Genomic DNA, 12,236 nt, shown 5'->3' on the forward strand with positions numbered 1-12,236 from the left:
GTTTTTTAGTGTCAAATAGTTTAGCTAATTTTTTATTATACGGATGGTAGTTATGTTTGTTTATGATAGAAAATTAACAATACTTAGTTTTGTGCTATGGGCAATAATGTTATTTTTAATTCTCCCCATAAATTACACTATAGGTTCAAATCAGTGTAAAGATAAACATCAATGTCAGAATAATACTCCTATCGCAAAAAAAGATATAAATAGTGGTCAATGTGATATTATCGAGGGAAAGGGTTTAGAACAACACGATAAAAATAATTCTCTTAATAAAGAAAATAAGTTTCATTGTCATGATGTTGTTGATGGCACTCAAGGGGATTTATCTGTCAGGTCTGATATAGAAAAGCGTTCAGAAATTGCCAAACAAAATAATGAACGGGAACTAGTCGGTAAAGTACTTAACACAAGTGTCAGACTGCTGTCCCCTGGAGGGGTTGCTGATGTAGCAAGTTCAATGATTAGTGATATTACCCATCAAAAACTCGAAAGTTGGTTGAATAGATTCGGAACAGCTAAAATTAATCTTAACTTGGATAATAGATTTTCTCTCAAAGAAAGTTCCCTTGACTGGCTTTATCCTTGGTATGATTCTTCTTCATTGATGTATTTTAGTCAGTTTGGTTTACGTAATAAAGATAATCGAAATACATTTAATATCGGAGTAGGAGGCCGTACATTTCATGATAACTGGATGTATGGCGTCAATACTTTCTATGACAATGAATTTACTGGTCACAACTATCGCATAGGCTTTGGCATTGAAGCATGGACCGATTATCTGCAATTGTCGGCTAATGCTTATCGGCGTCTTAATAGTTGGCACCCGTCACGCGATTTTGAGGATTATGATGAACGTCCTGCAACAGGGGAAGATATACGCGCTATTGCTTATTTACCCACATTGCCACAGCTAGGGGGAAAACTAATATATGAGCAATATTATGGCGATCACGTTGCTCTTTTCGGTAAAGATAATCTGCAACGTAACCCCTATGCATTTACTGCGGGGATAGATTATACACCTGTTCCGCTGTTAACCGTCGGGGTTGACCAGCGTATGGGGAAAAGTAGCAAGCATGAAACACAGCTGAATCTGCAAATGACCTATCATCCGGGAGAGGATTTTATGTCACAACTGGATCCTTCTGCTGTGGAGAGCAGGCGCTTGCTTTCTACTAATCGTTATAATCTGGTTGAACGCCATAATAATATTGTATTGGACTACCAAAAACAGCAAGTAATTAAACTGACACTATCCCCGAATACTATTTATGGCTATTCCGATAGTACTTATCAAATAACAGCGAATGTGCAATCAAAATATCCTTTAAAGCAAGTGTTCTGGCATGCTGATACATTGATTTCTGCTGGTGGAAAAATCACACCTGTGGATAAGACACATTTTAATTTGATGTTACCACCTTATAAAGATGGAGCGCAGTTGCTTGCAAACGCAGAAATAAAAAATACTCCAACTAACCAACCGACTAATTATTACAGCATCAGTGCCGTTGCTGTTGATCAACATGGGAATAATTCGAATACATCAACATTAGCTGTTATCGTTCAGCGACCAAAAATAATGTTTAGAGGAAAGCCTCATGTTATTGGTGATGGTGCTTTAGCGGATGGGAAAGCGGCTATAACGGTTGAATTTACAGTTATTGATAGTAATGATAATCCTGTAGTGGGTAAAGATGTCATAATAACAACCACCAATAGCGCACAACCTGCAAAAGTAACCGTACAAACTGATGTGAATGGTGTCGCACGAATAATGCTGACAAACACTGTACCAGGAACATCTGTTGTGACGGCAGAAATTGAGGGGCAACAACAAAGCGTTGATACTCATTTTTTGAAAACTCGTCCGGATGTTAATCAATCCACCTTGCTTGCAATGCCTAAGGACATTATTGCTGACGGACACACGGCTTCGACAATTACGTTGACCCTGAGAGATGCAGAGAAAAGACCAATTCCTGGTCAGGATGTGTCTTTTGATACTACTTTGGGGAAAATAGGCGCTGTCACAGATCACAACGATGGTACTTATAGTGCGCTTTTAACTGGCACGACCGTAGGTAGGGCAACAGTGAGTGCCAATGTAGATGGGGCGGCTTTTGGTGTGCCGAGTGTGGTTATTAATTTGACTGCGGACCCTATTCCAGATGTAGGTCGCTCACACTTTACCGTATCGCCAACTGATATTGTGGCTGATGGGAAAATGAGTTCATCATTGACGTTTATTCCAGTAGACAAGAATGGGCACTTTATTAGTGGAATAAAAAGTATAGCTTTTATTCAAAAAGGTGTTGCAGTCGATATTAGTGCCATAACAGAACAGGCAGGCAGTTATATTGCGACAGTTACAGGTAAAACGGTAGGTGATGTTATTATTTACCCTAAAGTCAATAATGTAGAACTGACTGCTTTGCAACAAAAAATAGCGTTGCATCCTGTTCCTGAGATGACCAATATTCTTGTTAACGGAAGTGATTTTTCTACGGATAAAGGTTTTCCCAAAACCATATTTAAAGGAGCCTATTTTCAGTTAGTTATGAATGGTGATGCTGCGAACAATGCGCAGTATGATTGGTCCTCTTCGTATGCTGCTAATGCTCCTGTAGATAATTTGGGTAAAGTGACTTTTAAATATTCTACGCAGGGTTCTCAAGTTACCATCACGGCAAAAAGTAAAATGTTCCCTCAATATAGCGTGAACTATAAGTTTAGGCCGAATTTATGGGTATATGATGGAGGATTCTCATTAGTATCCAGGTTAGAGGCAATCAGAATTTGTCATGCTTCCGATTTTACTGATCTGATCGGATCTTCACGGGCATCTAAAGGGGTTCGTGCACCTGATGGTACTTTGTGGGGAGAATGGGGGAGTTTAGTTCCCTTTGGGGGCTGGCTAACTGGCGAATATTGGACTAAGGCTTCCAGCACCGATTTTCGTACACTAAATATGGATACCGGGGCCATCCAGACGCCAAGGGGCACATCTGCATATCCACTCTGTGCCAAGGTATTGTAAGGTTGCTTGTGATTGCTCCCCGACCTTTAGGGCGGGGAGCTATTTGGATATGCTGATTTTTTGTTACATCGCCAAAAGTTTTTGCGACAATCAATAACTTTCCACAGAGTGATTTTGAGTAACTTCATACTTTATAAAGAGAAGGGCATGATCGCCAGGTTAAAGGTGCAGTCATTTCTCCAAAGCCACTTTGCAAACCATCGGCAGTATGTTCAGCCAATTCAGTAACTTTGAAGATTAATCAATGAGTGAGCAGTGATTCATCATAATAATGTGAAGAAAATATTTGACTGATTATGTTAACTCTTTATCCTTTACGGCAAAGTTATTTAGCACATGTATGTCATTTAATCACCTGAACTCAAGAAATTAGAAAGAATTTTTTATTTTCTCTCTTAAAACAGAGGCTTATATTGTGACGAAGGATGTAGAAATCGTTAAGGCACGGCATCCGTTAGATAAGCAGCATATCAAACTGACTTATGTAACTCATTTTTACTGTAATCAGGGAAATATGGATTCCGTTGAGTCCTTGTTGAAGGAATATGAATCTTATCCAGATGATATTAAAGATGCGGTGGAATTTGTCATCGTAGATGATTGCTCACCTTTAGAGTACGAAGTAAAAGATTATGATTTGAATTTCACGTGGTTAAGAATAACCACGGATATCCAGTGGAACCAGGCTGGCTCCCGTAATCTTGGTGTGACTTACGCCAAATCTGACAAGATCATCATTACCGATCTAGATTGCCTGTTGCCTGAAGATACCATGCGTTATCTGGTGAATGCTCGTAACCCTGGGCGCTCACTATATCGTATCTATCGTACTGATGAGAAAACAGGTAAAGCCTACCGTGGTCACCCTAATCTGTTCTTTATGTCCAGAGCTCGCTTCTTCAGACTCTATGGTTATGACGAAGAGTTCGCCGGCCATTACGGTTCGGAAGATTACCGTTTTGTGAAGTTCCATAAAGACCATGGTTCCACGCCGCGCTATCTGCCTAAGCAGTACCGCTGTATTGAACGTAATGTTGATAGGAAGAAAAGTTACCATTCACTGGATCGTGATTTGACGCATAACGCGCCTATCGATGATCGCAAGAAAAATGAAATTGCCCTATTTGGTGCGGAATATGGCCATAGCCGAATATTCCTTAACTTTAATTGGGAAATTAAAAAAGTGCATTCACGCCCGCCGACAGTGCCTGAACGTAAGGTATGGTGGCGACCATTATGGTGGTTCCGTTACCTGTTCCGCTCACTCGCGGCATAACTGCATTTATCCAAAATATTTTTCATAGCCAACCATTGTATACTGGTTGGCTATGTCATAGATGAGGGCTAGTGATGCTGGGACAATGCGTGCCATATAGCCTCTCTTGGTTATTACTTTGAAGTGAGTGACTTATGATTTCTCCCGCTACTTTGCCCGGTTCACCAACAGCGCATCGCTATGTTGGCATGTTGTCTTGTGCCACTGCATTCCTGTTAGGTATCGGTCTTCCCACTTCTAATTTTATAATGAATTTGTCGATGGTATTGGCAGTTATCTGTTTACTGCTCAGCCGCGATATTCGCTATGTGAAAGTCTTAGCCAAAAACTCGTTGATTTGGTTGCCTGCGCTCATGTTTTTGCTGTTGGCTGTATCTTTGCTTTGGCATCACAATCTGTACGGTAAAGTGATGGTAGGTAAGTATTCAAAACTGCTATATATCTTGCCATTAGCAATGTTTTTTGTTCTTTCGCGATCACTTGCCCGCTATTTTGCCAAAGGTTTTTTATTGGCGAATGCCGTTATTCTGGCTGCGAGTTTGTGGGTCGGTGTGCTACACATGCCGTTGGGACATATTGACCCATTAAATCCGTTTGTCTTCAAATTACAAATTACGCACAACTTCTTTATGGCTCTGGCCGCGGTGATATGGCTCTCTTTGGCATTCCGCAGCCAGGGGTTGAAACGCTGGGGTTATGCTCTGTTGGTGTGTCTGGCTGTCTATAACATTGTATTTATGGTACAGGGTAGAACCGGCTATGTTGCTTTGGCTGCGGCTTTTGGCGTGTGGGGGTTACTGTCGCTCTCAAACCGTCAGCGCTTGGGAATGGCAGTTGGCGCTCTTATCGTTGCAGTCATAGTGGCTATAGTACCGAATCGCGCTGTTGAACGGTTACAACAGGGAGTGACGGAGATTCAAAGCTGCCTGGCGGCCACTCATGATGTTGGTAAAGAGGCTTGTGACAGCTCAATGGGGGCGCGTACCGCATTTATGCTTGGGTCAGTGAAGCTAATCGAGCAGGCGCCTATTTTAGGCCATGGTGCGGGGGGATTCTTGCTGAATTATTCAGAAAGTGAATACAGCATAAATCCACATAATGAATATCTGATGCAAACAGTGCAATCTGGGATAGTCGGGTTAGCTTTATTCCTCGGATGGATGTGGTGCTATTTCCGTTCAGCTTTGCGTTTACCCGCATACCTTAGAAATATATTGTTGTCTTTACTCTGTGCTTATTTGGCTTGTCACCTGTTTAACTCCTTCTTACTGGATTCCTCGGAGGGGCACTTATTTATCATTCTAACGGCGATTGTTGCCAGTTATTCAGTGCTGCCGCCTAAGGAACAGTTGGAAATGGAGCAAACAGAATAAGGCCATTCGTCGAGAGACAATTTGTAACTCTGGAAAACAGGTGCACAAAATAGCACCTGTTTTTTTATCTATTAATCAGACAGTTCGGCCGGAGAACCAAAGCCTAACTTGTTGTATCCCTCTTGAAAACCAAATAACTCAAGGAACTCATATGCCGTTGAATACATATGATACGGTGAGAAAAACATCCAGGCAAAAAGTGACAATAAAATCATAATGACAACCAGTAGGATTTTATCCAGTAGCACTTTTCCTCCTTATATTATTTGGGCCAATAGGCATACCAGATTGACCCATTATGCCAACCCAGTGCTGTTGCCTAACGATAACGTAAAACCCCATAAAACACATGAGGCGATCCAGAGAATATCATGTGATTTCTGTCACACAAAACACATGTTAACGTTAACATTGGTGATTAACATCACGAAACAAGCGAAGCTGGCCTTTCCAAAATAAAAAGTTAACGTTAACAATAGTAAAAATCTTCAACCGGATATCGCCATGAAGCACTCTGTCCGCAGTCAATATCTGATTTTAAGTGGCTTACTGTTTACGTTTTTCTTTACCTGGTCATCGGCATTTTCATTATTCTCGATCTGGCTTAATCAATATGTCGGGTTAAAAGGAGCAGAAACCGGTGCAACATTTTCTGCTATCGCCATAACGGCGCTATGTGCACAGCCGTTATACGGGGTAATACAAGATAAACTAGGGCTTAAAAAACATCTTTTATGGGCTATTGGTATTTTGCTGCTGATCAGTGGCCCTTTTTTTATTTATGTTTATGCCCCTTTATTACGCATCAATATGCTCGCCGGTGCGGTAGTAGGCGGTTTATATATGGGGATGACATTCTTTGCCGGTATTGGCGCTCTGGAATCTTATACCGAGCGAGTGAGTCGGATTAGTGGGTTTGAGTTTGGTAAAGCCCGGATGTGGGGATCACTGGGCTGGGCGGGAGCGACCTTCTTTGCTGGCATGCTGTTTAATATTAATCCTAACATTAATTTCTGGATGGCTTCAGCATCGGCTGCGTTATTTTTATTGTTGTTGTGGCGTTTGCATGAAGTCAAAGCTGATGCCATGGGGCAATTGGAATACGGCAAGAGTAACGCCCTGACACTTCAGGATACGTTGTCATTATTGCGCCTTTCGCGTTTCTGGGCGCTGGTGGTGTTTGTTACGGGTGTTAGTGTTTATAACGTATATGACCAGCAATTTCCTGTGTATTTCTCTTCTTTATTTGCTGACCCGCGCCACGGCAATGAAATGTACGGTTTCCTTAATTCATTGCAGGTATTCCTTGAGGCAGGTGGCATGTTCCTCGCACCTTTTTTGGTAAATCGTATTGGCGCGAAGAAAGGTTTATTGCTGAGTGGGTTGATCATGGCGATGCGGATATTTGGTTCAGGGCTGGCCCAGGATGCCGCCACTATTTCACTGATGAAACTCTTACATGCGGTCGAATTACCCATACTACTAATAGCAATGTTTAAGTATATCGCTGCCAATTTCGACCCACGTCTATCAGCCACGTTGTATCTGGTGGGGTTCCAATTTGTCACCCAAGTCTGTGCCAGCATATTTTCACCGCTGGCCGGTATTAGCTACGACCACATTGGGTTCGCTGATACTTATATGATTATGGGGGCTATTGTCCTCGGATTAACCGTTATTTCCTGCTTTATGTTGCGCGATGAACCGCGTACCGATGATCCTTCTTTGCAATTAACGACTAAGTGAGCACTATGAATTCTTTAATTGAGCGGGCAAATGATGCACTGCAAACTTTAGCTTCTCAGGTGGGCCACAATTTCTATCCACATTATCATCTGGCTCCGCCAGCAGGGTGGATGAATGATCCCAACGGGCTGATTTTTTTTAACGGACAGTATCACGCATTTTATCAGCACCACCCTTATGATGAAAATTGGGGCCCGATGCATTGGGGCCATGCAATCAGCCTTGATATGTTGAGTTGGCAACATCAACCCATTGCATTAGCACCGGGTGATTCATGGGATAAAGACGGCTGTTTTTCTGGTTGCGCGGTAGATGATAACGGCGTGTTAAGTCTGATTTATACCGGACATGTTTGGCTTAAAGGTGAGGGTGATGACAGCGCTATTCGCGAGGTGCAGTGCCTGGCAACAAGTGTGGATGGTATACATTTTGACAAACAAGGTGTGGTCCTGACTCCCCCCGAGGGCATCATGCATTTTCGCGATCCGAAAGTGTGGTTTGAGAATGACTATTGGTGGATGGTGGTCGGTGCGCGTGATGATCGTGATCATGGGCAAGTCTTGTTATATCGCGGCAGTTCATTGCAGCAGTGGCAATTTATGCAAGTTTTAGCGCGTGCAGATGACAGCATGGGATATATGTGGGAATGCCCGGATTTTTTCCCTTTGGGGAATGAGCGCATCCTGATGTTTTCGCCGCAGGGGCTGACAGCAAAAGGCTACCTCAACCGCAATTTGTTCCAAAGTGGTGTCTTGCGCGGCAAATGGCAGCCAGGAGCCGATTTTAAGCCATCGCAACCTTTTACCGAACTGGATCTGGGCCATGATTTCTATGCACCTCAATCCCTGGTTACTGCTGATGGGCGGCGAGTCATTATTGGTTGGATGGATATGTGGCAAGCGCCTATGCCGACCAAGGCCGATAATTGGAGTGGCTGCTTAACCTTGCCACGAGAGTTAAGTCTTGATTGCAATGGTAATTTATTAATTAAACCGGTACGGGAGGTTGAAACACTAAGGCAAGCCGGTCAATTCATCACATCAATAACTCTGGCCCAAGAGAAACAACTTTTACATGAAAATTGCCAGAGTCTGGAACTGCAATTGACGTGGGATACTACAGCCAGTCATGCAGAAAGATATGGTGTGCAGTTAGCTGATGCCCAAGGAATGGGGGGTAAAGTTTCGGTTTATGTCGATAATCAGGCTAATCGACTCATTTTGGATAGGTATTACCCACAATATGGACTGACGGGGTATCGCAGTGTGGCATTACCAGAACAGGGGTTATTATCATTACGTATATTTATTGATAGTTCGTCGTTGGAGGTATTTATCAATGACGGGCAAGCTTGTATGAGCAGCCGTATTTACCCAGCCGAGCATGAACGCTGTTTATCCCTGTATGCGGAGAATGGTCAGGCCGAGTTACTACACGGCGAATACTGGCAGTTAGTGGCTAAATCATCACGTTGAAATTAAAGGGATGCCCGCTCCAGCAGTGGGCACGGCAGCCGGTGTGTTGATCGTGATTCTCGCCCTTCAATCAAATGAAGGGCCGCTTCCCGACCAATATCATAATGCGGTAGTTGCACCGTAGTCAGTGGTGGCAAAAATAGTTCTCCGATGCCGACCATATTGTCATAACCCACCACCGCAACTTGTTGTGGGATGGCAATACCTTTGGCTAACAGCACTTGGTAGGCCAGAAAAGCAATGCGATCATTACCGCAAATAAGCACATCAAAATCAGGTTTGCCCTCAGGGCAGTAGCGGTCTAACAGTGGAATCACATCCTGATAATGCTCATCCCCCCAGGCTAAATGGCACTGACGTAACTGTTCTACCGGCAAGGCGGATTCTTGCCACGCTTTTTCTGCGCCCGCTCGCCGAGCTTTGCCTGCCAAAGTAGATTCGGGAAGGTAAATACACAATGGCCGCTGGTATCCTCGGCGCAACAGCACTTTCATCGCCTGATACTGACCATCAAAGTCATCAGGAATATAGCTGGGGATAGAATGGGTTTCGCTGACACAATTAGCCAGCACAATATTTTTATCCCGCAGGCGCTTAGGGATGGTGACTTGCCGCAGCCCCATGGTGGTAAAAATAATACCATCGGGGCGCTGGGCCAACAGTTGGTTAACTGCTCGCTCGCTGTCTTCCTGCGAGGTCAGATTGACCAGAAAACTATTCCAGCCAAACTCGCGAGCTGTCAATTCAATAGACAGTAATATCTCGACAGAAAAAGGGGTGGTGGCGGTATCCCATGCAAGCACCGCGAGAGTAGAGGTTTTGGTGGTATTGCCCCGCATTTTTCGGGCGGAAAAGTCGGGGACATAATTGAGTGCCTCAATGGCCTGCATGACTCGCTGATAAGTCTCAGGGCGCAGTTGTTCTGGGTTATTAATCGCCCGTGAAACTGTCATTAATGAAACTGACGCCAGATTTGCCACTTCTTTCAGCGAAGCCATTACTTTCCTCAATGGGTTATGTTGCCGCTTTCATCGGTTAATTATCGTCATCTTGCCATTACTGATCAACCGTGTGGCGGTGTTGGCTTTCGCAACTAATAAAAAGCCCTCATGAATGAGGGCTGGAGATTAACGGTTGGCTTTATCATCAGCCTCATCAATCAAGCCATTGGCTATTTTGCTCGCATCAAGATAACGAGAAGAGCTTAAGATCCCATTAAGTGTTTCTCTGACACTAAACAGGAATTGATCATTATCTGACTCGTTAGCACATTCAACCATTAATGCGACAAGCAAAGCTTCATGGGCGATCAAACGATCTTCACCAGGTAAGTTTGCATCAGTTTCACCTTGCTGGGTGTGAACAGATGTTTGATTAAGTGATGACATAAAACTCCTTATTTAATAATTGAATAACCACATACCCACTATAGCGGGGTTTCTGTTTATTGCTATGACAGATGGGAAGTCTGCCATAACGCCCATAACAGATAATGCAGTGGTTATGCTAACTTTATAAATTTATTCAAATTATTTTAATAAGACGTCATTTATGGATGCCCTAATTAGCTGGCCGATAAATTCTGACGGCAGCGGTTAGACGTAAGGTTCGGTGAGCCAGTTCCTCTGCCGCGCCAGCATACTGTTCTACCATCGCGGCATTCTGGTGTGTCGTTTGGTCTAACTGCCCAATTGATTGGCTAATCTGGCCAAGAGCTTGCGTCTGTTCATGAGTTGAGGTGCTGATTTCACTGATTAAAGTAGAAACTTGCCCGGCCTGTTTGACGATGTTATCCATGGTGGCACCGGCATTTTGGACTAATGCACTACCATCGCGAACGCGCTCCACACTGGTTTCGATTAAGTGTTTAATTTCCTTTGCTGCTGTGGAAGAGCGTTGGGCTAAATGGCGAACTTCACTGGCAACCACGGCGAAGCCACGGCCTTGCTCTCCCGCCCTGGCTGCTTCAACTGCCGCATTGAGCGCCAAAATATTTGTCTGGAAAGCGATACCTTCAATCACACTGATAATATCGACAATTCGATGGCTGGAATCATTAATCGTACCCATGGTTTTAATAACCTGATGCATTAATTCGCTGCCTTTTTCAGCGGCATGGCTACTCATCGCGGCTAACGATGTGGTCTCATTGGCACTATTGGCGCTGTTTTGTACTGTTGCCACCAATTGTTCCGTCGCGCTGACGATATGCTGTAAATTAGCGGTGGCTTGTTCAGTCCGTACCTTTAATTCACGATTCCCCGCAGCTATTTCACTACTGGCGGTGTTAATACCATCAACCTGGCCGCTGACGTCATCTGTCAGAGAACGAAGATTTAAGCCCAACTGATTGACGCTACGCATTAAATAGCCAATTTCATCAACACGGTTCAATTGCACATAGTCACCCGCTTGCCCGGAAGAGACATCCTGCGCTTGCTGTAAAATAGCCGCGATCGGGCGTGAGACCTGGCGCTCAAGCCAAAACGACGTGATCAGACTACTGAAAAGACTGCTTGCTCCCAGCCCGAGTAAGGGCAAACCGGAAATACCCATCCCTTTGGCTGCCACCGTCGGTAGCAGTGCCGCAATCAGTAATGCACCACGCAAACGCCAGCGAAGCGGCAGCGTTTGAAATAAGGAAAGAAAAGAGAGCCAGCCGGTGCGGACAATCAACCCGCGATACAATGCAATGCGGCGTTGTTTGGCTTTGCCGGAGTTGAAATCGCCATACAGCGCCTCCGCTTGCTTAACTTCTTCGCGGGTGGGCGCAATTCGCACTGAAATATAACCGGTCAAACGACCATCATGACGTAATGGGGTGGCATTAGCGCGCACCCAATAATAGTCGCCATTTTGACGACGATTTTTGACCAATGATGACCAGGACAATCCAGCATTTAAGGTCTGCCACATATCAGCAAATGCAGCAGGAGGCATATCCGGGTGCCGCACCACATTGTGAGGTTGACCCAGCAAGCTCTGATATTCAAAACCGCTGGCACGAACAAAGGCAGCATTGGCGTAGGTGATATTACCTTGAATATCAGTTGTTGACTGCAAGGTGGTATCGCGACCAATGGGATACTCCTGCCGGCTGACAGGTTTGTTCACTCGCATAATAACCTCAGTAAATGGGGGATTTTATTTCTAACAGTAGAATACAATAATTACTGAGAGTCATCGGCAGTCATAGATAAAACTTTATGCTTTTATTAATTAAAAATTCAATTCCCTGTAATGGTGCTGTTTATTAGTCCGCTTGCACTTATTTAGAGCGTTTTTATATTTATAAAAAATATTAGCCAGGCTAATTG

9 protein-coding genes are annotated in these 12,236 nt (G+C 44.0%); 5 read left to right on the plus strand and 4 right to left on the minus strand.

Annotated elements, in window-relative coordinates; genetic code table 11:
* Positions 1–52: 52 nt before the first annotated feature.
* The 3 genes from HU019_RS19525 to HU019_RS19535 all read left to right on the plus strand — a co-directional run bounded on the left by HU019_RS19525 (position 53) and on the right by HU019_RS19535 (position 5,698).
* Positions 53–3,049 (plus strand): inverse autotransporter beta domain-containing protein, encoded by a 2,997-nt coding sequence (locus HU019_RS19525; protein ID WP_320407044.1) that lies wholly within the window; start codon positions 53–55, stop codon positions 3,047–3,049.
* Between the two features lie 415 nt (positions 3,050–3,464).
* A complete protein-coding gene (locus HU019_RS19530; RefSeq protein ID WP_174847405.1) occupies positions 3,465–4,325 on the plus strand; it encodes a glycosyltransferase family A protein in 861 nt (286 codons plus the stop codon).
* Between the two features lie 152 nt (positions 4,326–4,477).
* Complete coding sequence (locus HU019_RS19535) at positions 4,478–5,698, plus strand: O-antigen ligase family protein (protein WP_174847610.1); 1,221 nt, start codon at positions 4,478–4,480, stop codon at positions 5,696–5,698.
* 71 nt (positions 5,699–5,769) lie between these two features.
* On the opposite strand, the gene HU019_RS19540 is transcribed toward HU019_RS19535, so the two are convergent.
* Positions 5,770–5,946 (minus strand): hypothetical protein, encoded by a 177-nt coding sequence (locus HU019_RS19540; protein ID WP_174847406.1) that lies wholly within the window; start codon positions 5,944–5,946, stop codon positions 5,770–5,772.
* Between the two features lie 256 nt (positions 5,947–6,202).
* Between HU019_RS19540 and HU019_RS19545 the strand changes: the two genes are divergently transcribed.
* The gene (locus tag HU019_RS19545; protein WP_174847407.1) at positions 6,203–7,444 is read left to right on the plus strand and encodes an MFS transporter; all 1,242 of its coding nucleotides are present in this window, start codon (positions 6,203–6,205) and stop codon (positions 7,442–7,444) included.
* 5 nt (positions 7,445–7,449) lie between these two features.
* Positions 7,450–8,919, plus strand: a complete 1,470-nt coding sequence (locus HU019_RS19550; RefSeq protein WP_174847408.1) for a glycoside hydrolase family 32 protein — start codon at positions 7,450–7,452, stop codon at positions 8,917–8,919.
* Positions 8,920–8,921: 2 nt separating this feature from the next.
* Here the strand turns inward: HU019_RS19550 and HU019_RS19555 are convergent, their stop codons facing one another.
* From HU019_RS19555 to HU019_RS19565, 3 genes are all read right to left on the minus strand, one after another.
* Positions 8,922–9,917: a LacI family DNA-binding transcriptional regulator gene (locus HU019_RS19555; protein ID WP_174847409.1), complete on the minus strand. Its 996-nt coding sequence runs from the start codon at positions 9,915–9,917 to the stop codon at positions 8,922–8,924.
* 129 nt (positions 9,918–10,046) lie between these two features.
* Positions 10,047–10,307 (minus strand): hypothetical protein, encoded by a 261-nt coding sequence (locus HU019_RS19560; RefSeq protein ID WP_174847410.1) that lies wholly within the window; start codon positions 10,305–10,307, stop codon positions 10,047–10,049.
* Positions 10,308–10,479: 172 nt separating this feature from the next.
* The gene (locus HU019_RS19565) at positions 10,480–12,039 is read right to left on the minus strand and encodes a methyl-accepting chemotaxis protein (RefSeq protein ID WP_174847411.1); all 1,560 of its coding nucleotides are present in this window, start codon (positions 12,037–12,039) and stop codon (positions 10,480–10,482) included.
* Positions 12,040–12,236 lie beyond the last annotated feature (197 nt).

It is taken from the genome of Yersinia artesiana, from assembly GCF_902726545.1.
GTDB lineage: Bacteria > Pseudomonadota > Gammaproteobacteria > Enterobacterales > Enterobacteriaceae > Yersinia > Yersinia artesiana.